This window comes from Methanobrevibacter sp. (genome assembly GCF_030539555.1).
Classification (GTDB): Archaea; Methanobacteriota; Methanobacteria; order Methanobacteriales; family Methanobacteriaceae; genus Methanocatella.
This window is the reverse complement of sequence record NZ_JAUNXX010000012.1, coordinates 22,452-39,651: the sequence shown is the minus strand read 5'-3', so window position 1 is coordinate 39,651 and position 17,200 is coordinate 22,452. Positions and strand designations below refer to the sequence as shown.

Below are 17,200 nucleotides of genomic sequence, written 5' to 3'. Positions count from 1 at the left end.
CTAATTACTTTAAATACTTTAAATTCATCTCCCAACCTCAAATCTACAGAAGACGGTTGTATTTGTTTTTCATCTAAAATAGGGTCGATGGATATTTCACCATCTTCCAGATATTTTTTTATATCTTTATCACTTAATATTGCCATTTTTTCACACAAGTAAGTTTATAATTCTTTAATTTCAATTAAATTTTCCATTCTATTGACTACATTATCTATAGTCTCACTAGTGTAGTCAATAGTAATTGCATTGAATTTACATGCATTAACACAAAGACCACAGCCTTTACATGCATTTTCGTCAATGGTAATTTTATTGTCTTCAAGACGTATGGCATCAAACATGCAAATTTCATCCAAACACTTCATGCACTGTTTACAGTTGTCTTCATGAAGTTTCACATTAATGCCATCGAGTTTTTCCAATTTATTGCTTATGCTGTCGTCCAAATTCGGATAAACTTTCCATAGGCAACAACAAGGGCAGCAGTGGCATATTGTCAACAGTCCTTTTCCAGGATGTATATTCATCCAGACAGTGTCAATTTTATTTCTTCCGATAATGTGGCTTAAACCAGCTTCATCTGCCAAATCCACTTGGGCTAAAGCTTCTTCAACAGTAGCTTTTTTTCCGATATGTTTTGGAATTTTGTTTGCTGTCGGACCTAGAAATATGCATCCAAGGTCCTGAGGATAGTCCTGACAGTTATTGGATGTCCTGCACAGGCAGGAATTCATAATAACAATATCTTCGCAACGTCTTATCACGTCTTTAATGATATCTGTTGGTAGGAATTCAGATCCTTCGGATTCAATTTTTTCATTGATATTTATTGTATTGGGTATAACAATGATTTCATCATCTTTAAACAGCATCGTATCAATTATCTTTCTGTAAATTTTTGATTTTTTTGTTATTTCAGCTATCCAAAATCTCCAATTGAAGATATATTTAAGGATGAATCTGCTAAAATCTACTATTCTAGGTCGTCTCATTGTTCACCAAGTTTTATTTTTAATCTTCTAAGAATGCCTTTAAGAGTATGAGCTTCTCTTCCAGTAATAAATGCTCTGGAAACTATGTTATTGAAAGTTTTAAGACCATTTCTCTTTTTGTGGTCCGGAATGTCTAAGCTGTCGATTAATTCTTTCATGTCTTTTATCAAGTACTCCTTTTCTAATTCAGTACTTTCCTCAAGACCCTTAACACCAAAATCATGCTTATTTTTAAATATTTCATAAAATATTATTGCAGCTGCATGTGATATATTCATTATCGGGTATGTTGGGTCTGTTGGAATGGAAACACAAATGTCACATTCATTGATTTCTTTATTTGTAAGTCCATCGCCTTCTCTTCCAAATAGAATTGCTATTTTATTTGAAACATTCATTGATTTTCCAAGTTCTTCAGGTCTTATGGGGATTCTTGATAAATTGTAACTTCCTCCGGCCATGCCTGTTGAAGCAACTTTGAAATCAATTCTTTGTGATTGGTAAAAATCATCTAATGTTGGAAATATTTTTGCATTTTCTACAATGTATTTTCCATGGGTTGCCTGATAATAAGCGTCATTTGTCAATGTTGGGGGGTTAATCAACACCAAATTTTTCAATCCGAAGTTTGCCATTGTTCTTGCAAGAAAACCCACGTTTCCAGGAGTTTCACATTCAACAAAAACAATGTAAATATTTTCTTTAAAAAGACTTATTTCTTTTTCTTCTGATTCTTTTGTGAGTTTTGCTCTTGCGTTTCCTCTGGATTGTGTTTTTGATTTGGATTTTTTAGTGGAAGTTGATTTTTTTTCACTGGAACTTTCTTCTTTACTTTCCGGTGAACTTATGGGTGTAGTCTCCACTACTTTTTGTTCACTGACAGCGGTATCCCCTATTTTAATCAACTCCAATTTTATTTATTCGTAAGCTTTTGAAAGCAATTCAAGTATGTGCATTGATTTGATATCTTCACAACCGATTTCATCCAAACCGTCCTGTAAATTCAATTCACAAAATGGACATATTGTAACTACTGCATCAGCACCAGTATCCTTAATCATTTCCGCTTTTGATTTAGACAGTTCAAGTGCAATTTCCGGTTTTCCAGCTTTGATTCCTCCACCGGCTCCGCAACATTGGCAAGGATATTTCATTTCTTCAAATTTGATTCCAGGAATCTTTTCAATCATGTTTCTAGGAGCATCTTTGATGCCCTGACCCCTTCCCAAATGGCATGGGTCATGGTATGTAACGGTCATATTAACTTCTTTCAGTTTACTTTCATCGATTTTGTCGACTAAAAATTCGCTGATGTCCATTACATGCAGTTTAGAACCAAATTCCGGATGGTTTTTCTTTAATGTAGCTCCGCAACCTGAGCAGATTGTAATAATTGTGTCATAATCTTTAAAGACTTCTTTGTTTTTATCAACGAGTTCCTGGACGATATCGGTTTGACCGGTTCTTAAAAGTGGGGATCCGCAACAAACTTGGCCTTCTGGGACATCAATGTCAATTCCATTTTCTTTTAGCACGTCCACCAGCATCTGTCCGATTTCAGGGAATTTGTAGTCCACCATACAGCCTGTGAAAAATGCAATCTTGGAACCTTTATAGTTATCAATTTGTTCAATGAATGGAGTTTTATCGGTTTTAACAGATCTTCCAGTATTCATGATGTTCTCTTTAAATGCAATATGCTCCGGGAGAGGACCTGAACCGTTTGCAACTGCAAGGGCTCTCATCTTTTCTATGGCATCACCGAAGGTATTGATGTTTTTAGGACAAACTGCAAGGCATTTTCCGCAACTTGTACATTTGTATAAACCTTCATCGAGAGCTTCTTTAAGTCGGTCAAAGTTATCTCTAGGGTCACTTTCAAACTTGCGCATATATCTCATTAAGTAAGGTCCGCCAAATTCATCAGTTGCAATATTGACGACTGGACAAGTGGAATAACAGGAATAACATTCAATGCAGCTTCTAACTTTTTTAGTTTCTGCTGAATCATCTTTTGTAATTGAAGTGTCCAGATTTTCACATTTATGGTCACATTGAAGGGATAGCTCTAAATCTTTGACTTTAGCTTCAATACTTGATTTATCCACTATTAAATCTTTAATGACAGGGAAATTAAGCGGTTCGATAATAGCTCCATTTTTTATTTCTTTCTGACATGCAAGTGCTCCGTTTCCTTTAAATAAGATTCCGCATGAACCGCATTGTCCTGCTCTACATGAACTTCTAAAGCTAATGTCAGCATCATATTTCTCGTTAATTGCTTGCAAGGCATCAAGAACTTTCATGTGCGGTGTCTTTTCAATTTCATAACACTCTAAATGAGGCTCGCTATCAGTTTCTCTATCAAATCGTGAAACATAAACTTTAATCATTATTTCCCTCCAATTGTTAAAAGCTTATAAAACATTATAATATACTTATATCTATTGTATCCAATATATTATACTTACTATTCATGTCATTTTTTTTAATATTTTAATTGGAAAATTTGTGTTTGTTAATTATTTTTACATCTGTCTATCTGACTCAAAAGGCATTAGCTCTTGCCGGGTCAAAAAAACTTTTGAAAAAACAATATATTATACTTTGAATATAATTATATATTGTATTAATATAGATTATTTTGAGGAAAATATAATGAATTTGAAAGAATTAGTTACAGGAGCTCCAGGTGACAGACAATTTTTGCTTGGTAATGAAGCGGCTGTAAGGGGAGTTATAGAAGCAGGTGTTTCTATCGCAGCCACTTATCCCGGAACTCCTTCATCAGAAATTGGAAATGTGCTATCAGTATTAGCGAAAGATGCTAACATTTACTTTGAATTTTCTACCAATGAAAAAGTCGCAATGGAGGTTGCAGCCACTGCTGCGGCATCAGGCCTCAGGTCATTTACCTTTATGAAGCATGTCGGTATGAATGTGGCTAGTGATTCATTCATGACAACAGCATATTCAGGTGTTAATGGTGGGATGGTTATTTTATCTGCTGATGATCCATCTTTATTTTCATCTCAAAACGAGCAAGACACTCGTAATTATGCTAGGCTAGCTAATGTACCTGTTCTTGAACCATCCAACTGTCAGGAAGTAAAAGACATGGTAAAATATGCATTTGAATTATCCGAACAATTCGGAATTCCAGTTATTGTAAGGACAACCACTCGTGTATCACATATGAGGGGAGTCGTTGAATTTGGCGATAAAAAGGATAATTCATCAAATAATGACAATCACTGGAAAAGAGGTCATTTTGACAAGGATCCTTCAAAATACGTTCCGGTCCCTGCTTTTGCAGGTGATATGCATGTGAGATTATGGGATAAGGTTCATAAATTGGAGGAAATTACAAATAAAAGCGAATATAACAGAGAACTTGACTTTGCAGGCGATAAAAAATATGCTTTGATTTCTTCAAGCAGTGCATTTAATTATGCTCATGATGTTGTTAAATTCAATGAACTGGATGTTGACATATTAAAGTTAGGATTTTCCTATCCTTTCCCACAGGATTTGGTGGCTGAATTTTTGGCTGAAAAAGATGAAGTCTTCATTGTTGAGGAAGTTGATCCTATTATAGAAAGAGATGTATTGGCTACTATTGGGGCTAAAGGATTGAATGTTAATGTTCATGGTAAACTGGATGGAACATTTCCGTTGTATCATGAATTCAACTCTGATGTGGTCAGTGAGGGTCTAAATAAAATATTGGGATTCAAAGAGGATGAAAACATTTCATATTCCGCAAGTCTGGAGAAATTGCAGGAAGACATTCCTGGTAGGGCACCGGTTTTATGTGCAGGATGTCCTCACAGGGCGATGTATTATGGAATAAACAAAGCCATTGACGAGCTTGGCTTGACTTCTGCAGACGTCATATTTGCATCTGATATTGGATGTTACACTTTAGGAATCAATCCTCCTTACAATTGTGCTGATTACCTGCTTTCAATGGGGTCTAGTGTTGGAGACGGATGTGGATTTTCAGTTTCTACAGATCAGAAAGTGGCAAGCTTCATTGGAGATTCAACATTTTTCCACAGTGGCATTTCACCATTGATTAATGCTGTTCACAACAAACACAATTTCGTACTTACTGTTTTGGATAACAGGATTACTGCAATGACAGGGGGACAGCCAAACCCAGGAATTCCTGTTGATGGAATGGGCGACGATGCTCCTGAAGTATCAATTCGTAAACTGGCTTTGGCATGCGGATGTGATTATGTACGTGTAATCAATCCATTTAACTTGGAGCAAGTAGTTAAAACATATAAAGAAGCGTTTGAGAGGGATGATACTGCTGTGATTATTTCAAAAGCTCCATGTACTTTAATTAAAGGTTTAACTAAAAAACCTCCAGTTAAATTTGTTGAAAATAACTGTAATAATTGTGATAAATGCGTAAGTGAATTGGCTTGTCCGGCAATTTCAAAAATTAATGGAAAAATCACTATAGATGAGTCACAATGTGACGGATGTAATGTATGTATGCAAGTTTGTAAATATGGCGCGCTAGAGGCAGGCAGGTGATGAAAATGGATAATCATTATTGTATTTATATTTGTGGTGTGGGAGGTCAAGGAATTATCAAAACCTCTACAATTATCGGTGAAGCTGCAATGAATCAGGGTTTGGATGTAGTTATGAGTGAAATTCATGGCATGTCACAAAGAGGCGGATCTGTATCAACTGAATTAAAAATTGGAGGATATAACTCTTCAATTATTCCAAATAAAGGGGCAGACATGTTGCTTTCCTTTGAACCAATTGAAACAATAAGAGGATTGGATAAAGTAAACTCAGAAACTAAAATTGTTTACAATACTCATCCTATTGTCCCATCTTCATCAGATAAGGCATATCCTTCCGTTGACAGTATTACTGAATCTTTAAAAGAAAATTTCAACCATGTTCTCCCAATCGATGGAACTAAATTAGCAATTGATGCCGGAAGCGTTTTGGCATTGAATATGGTGTTGTTGGGTGCTGTTACTGCTGATGAAAATTTCCCATTGTCAAAAGATTCTGTCATTGAAGCAATGAAAAATAATTTAAAACCTAAATTCCATGGTATGAACTTAAAAGCTATTGAAAGTGGATACAAATCAATCAAAGGTTAAAAATATAAATACTATTTAAAATAAACTTTTTAACAGATAATGAGTTGTGGTATTATGGCTTACAAAATTGATAATGCTATTGTAAAAAAAGATGTAACTGGTAAAATTTCATTAATTGATCCGGATAATGTTTTTGAAAATGAAGATGCATTTATTGCTATTAAAAGTGATGATTTAATTACTATTCAACTTTTAATCAATGGTATTTTAAAAAACGATTTCAAAAGTTGGAGAGAATTAGGTGCGATACCTGAAAGTGAACCACTTAAAAGCCTTTTTGTTCGTTTAGGTTATTCAAAAGAAGATATAGCTAAAATGATTAAAGAATTTTAGTTGTAATTCTTCACTTATTTTCTTTTAATTTTTTCAAATTGCCTTCATTTTTAATTATTGCTTTTGTTGTGCATTATTTACTTGAAAAAACCATTTTATTTAAATTAATACGGTTTAATCCAGATATATAAGTTTTTTTTGTTCTTATTTTAATAATATATCTATAAATTATGGGGTATATTATTATGGCAGAATTTCAGGAGGATATGCTGTTTAAAAATGTTTCTGATGAAGATACATGTATTCTTTTAGAGATAATGGGTTTAAAATCTAAAAGAACAAAGGTATGGACTAAAGAATTGAGGTATATTGATCCAACAAGTTATAAATCTGATTTGATTTTTTGGAATTGGATGATGAAAATCGCATTATTGAATTTCAAAGTACTAAAGTGGATGATGACTTTTCAAAAAGAGCTCATTCATATGTTGCAATAGTTGATCAACAGAAAAATAATAAAGAAGTAAATCTTTCTGTTTTGAGTACTGCTGAGGATTCAAAAATAATGGAATACCGTTACAATAGATTAAATATGTTTAGGTATGAAGTTAAAGGATTGAATAATATTGATAGTGAAAAAATTAAAAATAATGTTGTTGTTAAACTTAGGAATAGGAAAACATTAAACGGCAAAAAAATTATTTTGTTATCTTTTGTTCCATTAAGTAAAAAATGCAAAAATATTGTTGAATATATTTACAGAGTTATAAAAATCCTATTTCAATTAAAAAATTTAACCTCGTCTCAAAAAGATTTGGCGTGGGATAATGTGGTTGACAACCGATAAATTTGTTGAGGATTATTTAGAAAGAAATATTATTTGTGATCTGTTAAGTGGTAGGATGAGTCTAATTCATGAATACGGTGAAAATAAATACAATGATGGAAAAGATGAAATTGAGCAGGTTATTAGGAAATTGTTAAAATCAGGAGAAGAACCAGATATTATTGCTCAAAAAGCTGATGTTCCGTTGGAAAAACTCTTAAAAATAAAAGAAAGAAATAATTTAGAAGAAGAATAGTGTAGAAAAGAAGTTAATCTTTTCTATAATTCTTTAATATCTTCTTCATCTAATATTTTAACATCACTTTCGTTTAAAGCTTCGATAGCTTTTTCCATATTTTCTAATCTCATTACCACAATAGCTTCGTCGGTATTACTACTTACAAAAGCATACAAGTATTCTAAGTTAATTTCTTTTTCATCAAAAACAGCTAATGTGGAATTTAATCCATTAGGTTCGTCAGGCACAGCTAAAATAATTACTTCGTTTTCTTTTACGATGAAATTATTTTTTTCAAGAGCTTCAATTGCTTTTTCATTATTTGAAACTATTAATCTTAAGATTCCATATTTTGTAGTGTCTGCTATTGAAAGTGCGCGGATGTTAATATTTTCTTTAGCTAATGTGTCGATTGCTTTTTTGATTCTGCCTTCTTTGTTTTCTACAAAGATTGAAATTTGTTTTACTGCCATTTTATCACCTATTCAAAATTCCTTTCATCAATTACACGTACAGCTTTACCTTCGCTTCTTGGTAGTGTTTCAGGTTCGACAATACTTACATCCACTCTTAAACCTGTTTCAGACCTAATTGATGCTTGGATTTGTTTTTCTACTTTTTCCATTTCTTTCATTTCATCTGAGAATAATTCTTTTGAAGCTTCTACTTTAACTTCCACTTCATCCAAGATATCCGGTCTTGTTACATGAATCATGTAGTTAGGGCTAATTCCGGATATTTTAAGCAATGCTTTTTCAATTTGTGATGGGAAAACCATAACTCCTTTGATTTTCAACATGTCGTCACTTCTTCCTGTGATTCTGGTCATTCTAACTGTTGTTCTTCCACATTCACATTTTTCCCCAATGAGTGAAGTCAGATCCTTTGTTCTGAATCTTAAAATAGGCATTCCAGTTTTGGTAAGTGAAGTTAGAACAAGTTCTCCTTTTTCACCGTAGTCGAGGGTTTCTCCGGTATCTGAATTAATGATTTCAGGGTAGAACTGGTCATCTTGAATGTGCATTCCGTTTTGCTCTGAACATTCTTGCGCAACACCCGGGCCCATAACTTCGGTTAATCCGTAGATGTTGTATGTTTTAATTCCAAGGGATGATTCGATTCTTTTTCTCATTTCATCAGTCCACATTTCGGCTCCATGTATTCCTGCTTTCAGGTTGATGTCTTCAAGGGATATTCCAGCCTTTTCTCTGGACTCTCCTAAATACATTGCATATGATGGGGTGCATGTTAGAATGTCACTTTGGAAATCAACCATTGTGTCTAGTTGCCTCTGGGTATTTCCTGCGGAAATTGGTATTGTAATTGCACCCATTTTATTTCCGCCGTGGTGAATTCCGAATCCTCCAGTAAATAAACCGTATCCGTATGCATTTTGTATGATATAATCTTTTTCAGCCCCGGCCATTTTTAAACCACGTGCAATACATTCTCCCCATATGTCTAAATCATTTTGGGTGTATGCAGTTACAGTTGGTTTTCCTGTTGTTCCGGAGGATGCATGCACTTCAACGATTTCTTCACGGGGGACTGCAAGTAATCCTAATGGGTAGGCTTCCCTTAAGTCACTTTTGGTTGTGAATGGAATTTTTTCAATGTCTTTTAAAGTTTTGATGTCTTCTGGTTTCAAACCGATTTCATCAAATCTTTTTTTATAAAACTCAACATTTTCATATGCGTTTTTTACAGTTTCCTGAAGTCTTTTAAGTTGGACCGCTTCTTTTTCTTCTTTGTTCATGCATTCCGCTTTTTCGTTCCAAAACATAATATCCCTATTTTAATGAATTTTCTTAATATGTTTAAATATTGCATTTCATTAATATAAAAGTTTATAATTTTGTTTAGATAAAACTTGAAATAGTATATATTTCCTTTAGTTTAATTTAAACTTAATTAATGTACTTTAGTGTACATTAATGTATATTTATGCTAATATTTATATATTTATTCATTAATAAATTTAATTGTAATATTAATCTTTGAAATTTAGAGGTAATTATTTATGGACGTAATGATTTTGGCAATTGTATTTATAATCTACATTTTCGCATTGGTATTTGTAGGTTATTACGCATACAAAAAAACTAATTCCTCTGAAGACTTCATGATTGCTGGAAAAGATACACACCCATTTATCATGGCAATGAGTTATGGGGCAACGTTTATTTCTACAGCAGCTATCGTCGGTTTTGGAGGAGTTGCCGGTGAATATGGTATGAGTGTTTTATGGCTTGCATTCTTGAATATCATCATAGGAGTATTCATCGCATTTGTATTTTTAGGAAAAAGAACTCGTAGGATGGGACATTCTTTAGGTTCATTAACATTCCCGGAGTTTTTAGGAAAACGTTTTGACAGTAAATTTATTCATTATGCATCTGGTTTAATTATTTTTTGTGCAATGCCTATCTATGCGGCAGTTGTATTGATTGGAGCTGCAAGATTCTTGGAATCATCTTTATTGATTGATTTCGGTATTGCTCTCTTAATATTATCAATCATTATCACATTCTATGTGCTGTTCGGTGGAATCCGTGGGGTAATGTATACTGATGCATTGCAAGGAACCATTATGGTTATTGCAATGGTATTTTTACTTGTATTTGTATATTGGTTGCTTGGAGGTGTCAGCACAGCAAACACTGCACTTTCAGGTATGGTTAATTTATATCCTGCTGATGCAATTGCAACGGGTGGTACGGGATGGACTTCGTTTCCGGAATTCGGAACTCCGTTCTGGTGGTCACTTGTATCCTCAACTCTTATTGGTGTAGGTATAGGTGTGCTTGCTCAACCTTCCCTGATTGTAAGGTTCATGACAGTTAAATCAGATAAGGAATTAAACAGGTCTGTTTTAATTGGAGGAATATTCATTGCTGTCATGCCAACCACAGCATATATTGTAGGATCCCTTTCAAATGTATATTTCTTTGATAAGATGGGCAAAATTGCAGTTGATGTGGTCGGAGGAAACATTGATAAGATTATTCCGACATTCATTACTATGGCATTGCCTGAATGGTTTGTATACATTTTCTTACTCTCATTAATTGCAGCTGCAATGTCCACAATATCTTCACAGCTTCACACTCAAGGAACTGCATTCGGTGTAGATATCTATGGTACAATAAGGGATAAATCCAAACAAAAGCTTGACCAAGTATCCATCTCAAGAATAGGTATTCTAATAGCTATCATATTGGCTTTGGTGATGGCATATTCCCTTCCAGGAAGTGTAGTTGCTTTAGGTACAAGCCTATTCTTTGAAATATGTGCAGCAGCATTCTTGCCGGTATTTTTAGGTGCACTCTATTGGAAAGGAATTACACGGCTTGGAGCCATTGCAGGTATTGTATCCGGAACTTTTGTAAGTCTGTTCTGGTTAATATTCGTATTTAAAAAGACTGCTGTCGGACTAGGAATATGCAAATTCTTGCTTGGCATGGAAACAATCCTGCCTGCTGCACCATGGCCATTCATCGACGTAATGTTAATCGCAGTGCCGGTTTCAGCAATATTTACAATTGTAGTAAGTTTACTTACCAAACCTCCAGCACAGGATGTAATTGATAAAGCATTTGAAAACATAGGCAAAAAAGGAAGTGATGCATAATGGTAATTTTAGGAATTGAAGATCCATGGATTTGGGGAGTATATCTTGGAATTATATTATCCACACTTTTATGTGTTGTTTATGGTATTGTAAACTGGAATAAGGGAGATTGAAATCTCCTTAATTTTTTTTATTTTTTTGTTTGTTTAAAATGAACTTTTTTAAGATTTTTGTTTGTTTAATTCAATCTAGCTTAATGTTATTGCATTGTCTTCATGATTTTGAATGATAATGGTTGTTTTAGATTATTGAATGATATTAATTTTCTAAAACTTACCTTGTAATGGATTTTCCACTAATTTGAAGATTTTTCAGGTAAGTGGTGTTGATGATAACACTTGCAACTAATTTGTTTTTGCTTTGAATGTTCTTTCATGAATATGATGTGATGATATTTTAATTATTTCTAATACATTCAATTAATTATCTAAAAAAAATAAATATTTGAAGTTGAAAGATTTCAACTTCTAAAATAATCCACTGTCTTCTAAACGTTCTTCAAAGTAATGTGTTGCCTTATCCGCTTTCTCTTTAATAATCATCATGACAATGACTGTTGCCAGTCCAATACCCAGAAGGATTATTAATGCCGGAAGGTAATTTGACCAGATTAATCCCAGTTGGGCTTCACGTATCAATGTTATTGCATATGTCATTGGCAGATAAGGATTTAGAACTCTGAAAAATTGTGCCATGATTTCAACAGGGTATATTCCTCCGGTTCCGGATATCTGAATTACCAAAAGAACAATTGCAACTGCTTTTCCAACATCACCTAACGCAGATACTAGTGAATAAACTAAAACCATAAATACTGCCGATACAAGATAACAGGAAAGTGCAAATAATATTTCATTTTCAATATATATTCCTAAGATATGTGCACCTATTATTGTAACTGTGACCTGCAGCAGGCTCATGACTAAAAATATCACTGCCTTACCTGCATACATCTCAAGAGAAGAATATTTGGTTCCTTCGCTGGTTCCAGGTTTTAACATTGCACATGTAATTAAAGCACCAACCCACATGGATAAAACAAGATAGAATGGAGATACCTGTGATCCGTAGTCAGGTACTGAGAACAGTTCATGTCTGTCCAATTTCACCGGAGAATAGAAGTAATCTCCAAGCATTGTTTCGTTAATGCCTGTGATGCTTGCAAGAGAATCTGCAGATGAAGCAAGGGAGGCTGCTGCTGTAAATAATGCCTGTGTTGCGGCATTTGAAAGCAATTCTGAGCCGGCTGCAAGGGCAAGAGAACCTTCTGCTAGTTGCACTGATCCGTCAGCTAATTGGCTGGAACCGTTTGCAAGATTTGATGAGCCTTCTGCTAGTTGCACTGATCCGTCTGCTAACCTGCTAGCTCCATTAGCTACTTGACTGGTACCACTTGCAAGTTTAGCATTGCCTGAAACATACTCTTTAACTGGACCATCTGGAATTAAGGATGGGTCCACAGCGGATTCCAATTCTTCAGAACCTTGTTGAACTTGGTTGGCACCGCTTTTAACTTGTGCGGAACCCTGTTGAACTGAACTCGCTCCATTATTTACCTCTTGGGCACCATTTTGAATTTTTATCGAACCTTGCTGAACTGAACTTACTCCATTATTTACCTCTTGGGCACCATTTTGAACTTGGCTTGCACCGTCCTTAACATCACCTACTCCGGAAGATACCTGGCTTGCTCCGGAAGATATCTGTGCTGAACCCGCTTGAAGCTGGCTTCCACCACTTGCCAGTTGGCTAGCACCTGAAGATAAACCTTCCTGCAGTTCTCCAAGTTTACCGTAGGCTGCAAGGTTTATTATCTCAATGATTTTTGCGTTCAATGCAGTATAAACTGCAGTAGAGCCTGTGTCTGTCAATTTTGCAGCTACCGGATTTTGTTTCATATTGACGATATATTCCAGTTTGGCCTGCTGAGGATTATCACCAGCTATTGAAATAATATTTTTACTCAGGTTTTTGGGTATAACAATTCCTGCATAATACTCTCCCTTATAAACACCATCACGAAGTTCATCTTCTGTGACAAATGTCCAATTAAACTTGTCATTATTTTTTAAATCCTTGACCAGTTCATTTCCAACATTCATAGTCGTACCTTCAAAAGTAGCACCTTCATCAAGGTTTGCGATTGCAAATGTAACGTCTCCTGTATTTCCATACGGATCCCAACAAGCCTGAATATTCAATAGTGCATAAAGGGAAGGCAATATAATCAATCCTATTAAAACAATTGTAACAATAGGATTTGAAAGTGCGGATTTAAAGTCTTTTTTTATAATTTCAAAAATATTATTAAAATTCCTATCACCCATGTAATTCCTCACATCAATATATTCTTATATTTATATTATATTGTATTATTTATTAAACATTTGTAATTATTTAAGGATATATTTTTATTTGTGTAATATTAAAAATTATATTAACTAAAAATTGGAAGGTCTTATTATATGAAATATAAAAAGTTTTTTTTAGCTGCATGTTTAATGATACTTTTTATCAGTATTGTTAGTGTTGCAGCTAGTGATGTTAATGAAACACAATTATCCAATCAGGATAATAATTCATTATTAGAATCATCACAAGAAGAAATAATTGGGGATATGAATGATGGAACTTTCACATCTCTTCAAAATAAAATCAATAATGCTTCAGATGGTTCTACAATTGCTCTGGATAGGGATTATACTTATGATGAAGGATTTCATGAAATCGGAATTGTTATAAATAAAAATTTGACCATTGATGGTAAAGGCCATACTTTAGATGGGAAATCCAAATCCAGAATTTTCATGACATTATTTGGTGTAGATAATCATAATAAAGTCACATTAAAAAATATTAACTTTGTCAACGGGCACACCAAGTACTATGGTGGGGCAATACTTAACTTTGCAAACCTGACTGTTAACAAGTGCAGTTTTACAAACAATTATGCATATTACTGCGGAGGAGCAATCAATTCAGTCGGATATCTGGACTGTAGAAATTCCAATTTCAATAAAAATGTTGCCGATGGCGATGGGGGAGCGATTTTCTCATTGTCTTTTGAAAACTCTGTTAAGTTTTACCATGACTTCTATCTAAATAGAACTGTTGATGGAAAATTGGAATTTATGCCTACTATTACTATGGATGTGACTTTAAAGTCTTTAACAGACAAAGTGACTGGGTGTGTCTTTAAAAATAACGTAGCTAAAGGTCGTGGAGGTGGGGCGATATATGCATTCTCCAATATAAACATTGCATCATCCACATTCACCTTAAATAAAGCTGGAGAGAAAGGTGGAGCAGTGTTTGCCAATAAGGACGTCTTTATCAAAAATTCCAAATTCACATCCAACACCGCTCAAAAGTATGGGGGTGCAGTTTACTTCAAATGTCATGAATCCTCAGGACATTATGACAGCAAAGGAAAATGGATTTCTGAAATCAAATATTATGATAATCTAATTCAAAAATCAACATTTGCCAAAAACACTGCAAGCAAAGGCGGTGCAATATATGGGTTCAGAACATCCAGTTCAGATAAAATTCACTGCGTAAAAGCTGTTAAATGTACTTTTACAAATAACAAGGCATCCACTTCTGGAAGAGACATTTATGGGGGAACCACTTCCAATTGTGTATTCAATTATTTGAAATTAGCACTTAATTCTGTGAATGTTAAAAAATCAGCGGGAAAGCTTGTTTTAACTGCAAAACTAACAAAAGGAAAATCATTAATTAAAGGCAAAACGATCGCTTTCAAATTCAACGGAAAAATTTACAAAGCAAAAACCAATTCTAAAGGTATTGCAAAGGTTACCATTACGAAAAACATATTGAAAAAACTTGAAGTTGGTAAAACTATTAAATATCTGGCTAAATATTGTAAATTAACTGTAATAAAATCAGCTAAAGTAAAGAAATAGGATTGGATTCTATGGATAAAGAAACAAAACAGCGTTTGGGCGAAATTAGGGAAGCTTTAAAGAAATATGGCTTTGATGAAGTTTTAGGTCAAACTGCAAAAAGTAAAATACGTAAAAGCGATGATGATGCAATCAATCCTTTATTGGATGATGAGATTCCGGTAAAATTAAGGTTGATGTTTCAGGATTTAGGGACAACTTTTATCAAATTGGGTCAGCTATTAAGTACAAGACCGGATATTGTTGGTGAAAGGATAGCTAATGAATTGGCGAACTTGCAGGATGATAATCCTGCTATATCATATAATCAGGTTAAAAAGATAGTTGAAAGGGAACTTCATGGTAATATTGATGATTTATTTGAAGATTTCTCACATGAACATTTGGCAACAGCATCCATAGGTCAAGTTCATGAAGCTAAATTGAGTACTGGTGAGCGAGTTGCAGTTAAAGTGCAAAAAGAAGGGATCACTGATAAGATTGACCTTGACATAAGGATAATGAAATATGTTGCAAGCCGTGCCGATAAATTGAGATCTAATCTCAGAAAATTGAACTTGCCTGGAATAATGGAAGAATTCGACCGTTCAATTCACAAAGAAATTGATTATAACAATGAACTTATGAATATGCAACGTATCGAATTAAATTTTGAAGATAATCCTGATATTCATATTCCAGCCACTTATTCCAAATATTGCACATCAAAAGTTTTAACAATGGAATTTATAGACGGTACAAAATTAAGTGATGTATATCAAAGCAGCAGTGACGAATTTGATAAAAAGCTTTTGGCAAAAAATGTTCTTGATTCCTATCTTCAGCAGCTCTTCATTGACGGGTTTTTCCATGGAGACCCTCATCCGGGAAATATCATGATTTTGGAAAACAATGTTGTGTGTTATCTTGATTTGGGTATGATGGGATTCTTTGATGAGGAGTTCAAACGTAATCTTTCCGAGTTGATGTTGCTGTTTGTTGATCAGGATGTTGACGGTTTAATAAATCAATTAATGTATATGGATATTTTGGATTATGACATTGAAACAAGAACTTTAAAAAGGGACTTGAATGACTTGTTTGGAAGATATTTCGGTGTCGAACTTAACCGTTTCAATGGAGTTCTTGAAGAGCTTCTCAATCTTATGCAGGAATATGGTGTTATCCTTCCAAATGAGTTTGTCACAATGGCAAGAGGATTATCAATGGTTGAGGCAATTGCTAAAAATCTGGATCCTGAAATTGATATTTTTGCATCAATCAAGCCAGTTGCTAAAGAAATTGCTAAACAAAGGATTAGTCCTAAAAAGTATTTGAAAAGCAAGAAAAGTAATCTTATTTTATATGAACATATGATTCAGGCTTTGCCGAAACTTCTTACACGGACAATTCACAAGATTGATAATGAGGAAATGCAATTTAAGTTTGAAGTGGACATAACTGATAAGGTTTCAATAATTGCATTGATATCTGCCCTTATTGTCGGTTCATCAGTTGTCTCTTTCGGTCCTAGAGTATTTGACATGCCAGTGATTTCTTTAATTGGTTATCTGATAGCTATATTTTTAAGTCTCATAGGCATCAAGAAATTTGTTTTAAAATAAGTATTGAATTATGAGAAGTAATTTTCTCATAATTGTTTTTTTTTTATCTGAATAATGCAAGAATACCATGATATCTTCAAGGTCGTGTATGAATGGTTTGTTTTAGATTTTTTTAAACTTTTTTCTCATTTTCCAAAAAAAAAATAAAAGAATATAAAAGTTTTAATGGTCTTGTTTAAGTCTTTTCAACACTTCAAGCCCCAATTCTGTATTTGCATATAATCTGCCTTTGCTGGCATCTTCATTTAAGCATTTTACTAATTTTTCCTCTTTTAAATCCTTCAGGGCATTTGATACCTGGGAGGATGTTAATTTCATTTCTCTACCGATTTCTGATGGTTTTTTATAATCCTCTTCACCAATACAAATTATGGTTTTTTTCCTAGATGGGGAGGCTTCTAAAAAACCAATCATTTTCCAAAGGTTGTGTTCATCATTATACATGATAATTGTTCTATACTCTTTTTAAACACTTGGTTATTTGTCATTTTATTATCAGATTATTTTCATAATACTTATTATTGCTTGGTTTAGTTTTTATTTTAATACAATTTGAAGACATC

18 protein-coding genes are annotated in these 17,200 nt (G+C 33.9%); 10 read left to right on the top strand and 8 right to left on the bottom strand.

Going from position 1 to position 17,200, the window contains the following annotated elements; genetic code table 11:
* The 4 genes from Q4Q55_RS04265 to tfrB form a co-directional block, all read right to left on the bottom strand.
* A partial coding sequence (locus Q4Q55_RS04265) for a 2'-deoxycytidine 5'-triphosphate deaminase (RefSeq protein ID WP_303371585.1) occupies positions 1 to 146 on the bottom strand: 146 nt, incomplete at its 3' end.
* Positions 147 to 164: 18 nt separating this feature from the next.
* Positions 165 to 875 carry a 4Fe-4S binding protein gene (locus Q4Q55_RS04260; protein ID WP_303371583.1) on the bottom strand — a complete coding sequence of 237 codons (711 nt, stop codon included), beginning with the start codon at positions 873 to 875 and terminating at the stop codon, positions 165 to 167.
* Between the two features lie 116 nt (positions 876 to 991).
* Positions 992 to 1,900 carry a TrmJ/YjtD family RNA methyltransferase gene (locus Q4Q55_RS04255; protein ID WP_303371584.1) on the bottom strand — a complete coding sequence of 303 codons (909 nt, stop codon included), beginning with the start codon at positions 1,898 to 1,900 and terminating at the stop codon, positions 992 to 994.
* A gap of 12 nt (positions 1,901 to 1,912) precedes the next feature.
* Entirely contained in the window at positions 1,913 to 3,388 is a 1,476-nt protein-coding gene (tfrB, locus tag Q4Q55_RS04250; RefSeq protein WP_303371582.1) for a fumarate reductase (CoM/CoB) subunit TfrB, read from the bottom strand.
* A 265-nt stretch (positions 3,389 to 3,653) separates the two neighbouring features.
* Here tfrB and iorA point away from each other — a divergent pair, with 265 nt between their 5' ends.
* The 6 genes from iorA to Q4Q55_RS04220 all read left to right on the top strand — a co-directional run bounded on the left by iorA (position 3,654) and on the right by Q4Q55_RS04220 (position 7,491).
* A complete protein-coding gene (gene iorA / locus Q4Q55_RS04245; RefSeq protein WP_303371581.1) occupies positions 3,654 to 5,546 on the top strand; it encodes an indolepyruvate ferredoxin oxidoreductase subunit alpha in 1,893 nt (630 codons plus the stop codon).
* 5 nt (positions 5,547 to 5,551) lie between these two features.
* Positions 5,552 to 6,136 (top strand): indolepyruvate oxidoreductase subunit beta, encoded by a 585-nt coding sequence (locus Q4Q55_RS04240; RefSeq protein ID WP_303371580.1) that lies wholly within the window; start codon positions 5,552 to 5,554, stop codon positions 6,134 to 6,136.
* A gap of 54 nt (positions 6,137 to 6,190) precedes the next feature.
* Positions 6,191 to 6,469: a hypothetical protein gene (locus tag Q4Q55_RS04235; RefSeq protein ID WP_303371579.1), complete on the top strand. Its 279-nt coding sequence runs from the start codon at positions 6,191 to 6,193 to the stop codon at positions 6,467 to 6,469.
* Between the two features lie 185 nt (positions 6,470 to 6,654).
* Entirely contained in the window at positions 6,655 to 6,906 is a 252-nt protein-coding gene (locus tag Q4Q55_RS04230) for a hypothetical protein (RefSeq protein ID WP_303371578.1), read from the top strand.
* Positions 6,861 to 7,256, top strand: a complete 396-nt coding sequence (locus Q4Q55_RS04225; RefSeq protein WP_303371577.1) for a hypothetical protein — start codon at positions 6,861 to 6,863, stop codon at positions 7,254 to 7,256. The genes Q4Q55_RS04230 and Q4Q55_RS04225 overlap by 46 nt, the downstream gene beginning before the upstream one ends.
* The gene (locus Q4Q55_RS04220) at positions 7,243 to 7,491 is read left to right on the top strand and encodes a hypothetical protein (protein WP_303371576.1); all 249 of its coding nucleotides are present in this window, start codon (positions 7,243 to 7,245) and stop codon (positions 7,489 to 7,491) included. Before Q4Q55_RS04225 ends, Q4Q55_RS04220 begins: the two co-directional genes overlap by 14 nt.
* A 23-nt stretch (positions 7,492 to 7,514) precedes the next feature.
* Here the strand turns inward: Q4Q55_RS04220 and Q4Q55_RS04215 are convergent, their stop codons facing one another.
* Entirely contained in the window at positions 7,515 to 7,946 is a 432-nt protein-coding gene (locus Q4Q55_RS04215; protein WP_303371575.1) for an amino acid-binding protein, read from the bottom strand.
* A gap of 8 nt (positions 7,947 to 7,954) precedes the next feature.
* A complete protein-coding gene (locus Q4Q55_RS04210) occupies positions 7,955 to 9,256 on the bottom strand; it encodes a phenylacetate--CoA ligase family protein (protein ID WP_303371574.1) in 1,302 nt (433 codons plus the stop codon).
* A gap of 237 nt (positions 9,257 to 9,493) precedes the next feature.
* Here Q4Q55_RS04210 and Q4Q55_RS04205 point away from each other — a divergent pair, with 237 nt between their 5' ends.
* Both Q4Q55_RS04205 and Q4Q55_RS10645 read left to right on the top strand, forming a co-directional pair.
* Positions 9,494 to 11,104: a sodium:solute symporter gene (locus Q4Q55_RS04205; RefSeq protein ID WP_303371573.1), complete on the top strand. Its 1,611-nt coding sequence runs from the start codon at positions 9,494 to 9,496 to the stop codon at positions 11,102 to 11,104.
* Positions 11,104 to 11,217 carry a symporter small accessory protein gene (locus tag Q4Q55_RS10645; protein ID WP_368660135.1) on the top strand — a complete coding sequence of 38 codons (114 nt, stop codon included), beginning with the start codon at positions 11,104 to 11,106 and terminating at the stop codon, positions 11,215 to 11,217. Before Q4Q55_RS04205 ends, Q4Q55_RS10645 begins: the two co-directional genes overlap by 1 nt.
* Before the next feature lie 354 nt (positions 11,218 to 11,571).
* Here the strand turns inward: Q4Q55_RS10645 and Q4Q55_RS04200 are convergent, their stop codons facing one another.
* Positions 11,572 to 13,431 carry a YhgE/Pip domain-containing protein gene (locus Q4Q55_RS04200; RefSeq protein ID WP_303371572.1) on the bottom strand — a complete coding sequence of 620 codons (1,860 nt, stop codon included), beginning with the start codon at positions 13,429 to 13,431 and terminating at the stop codon, positions 11,572 to 11,574.
* Positions 13,432 to 13,569: 138 nt separating this feature from the next.
* On the opposite strand from Q4Q55_RS04200, the gene Q4Q55_RS04195 reads away from it, so the two are divergent.
* Both Q4Q55_RS04195 and Q4Q55_RS04190 read left to right on the top strand, forming a co-directional pair.
* Positions 13,570 to 15,033 (top strand): hypothetical protein, encoded by a 1,464-nt coding sequence (locus Q4Q55_RS04195; protein ID WP_303371571.1) that lies wholly within the window; start codon positions 13,570 to 13,572, stop codon positions 15,031 to 15,033.
* A gap of 11 nt (positions 15,034 to 15,044) precedes the next feature.
* A complete protein-coding gene (locus Q4Q55_RS04190; protein ID WP_303371570.1) occupies positions 15,045 to 16,637 on the top strand; it encodes an AarF/ABC1/UbiB kinase family protein in 1,593 nt (530 codons plus the stop codon).
* Positions 16,638 to 16,799: 162 nt separating this feature from the next.
* Here Q4Q55_RS04190 and Q4Q55_RS04185 read toward each other — a convergent pair whose 3' ends face one another.
* Entirely contained in the window at positions 16,800 to 17,081 is a 282-nt protein-coding gene (locus Q4Q55_RS04185; RefSeq protein ID WP_303371569.1) for a MarR family transcriptional regulator, read from the bottom strand.
* Positions 17,082 to 17,200: the final 119 nt, after the last annotated feature.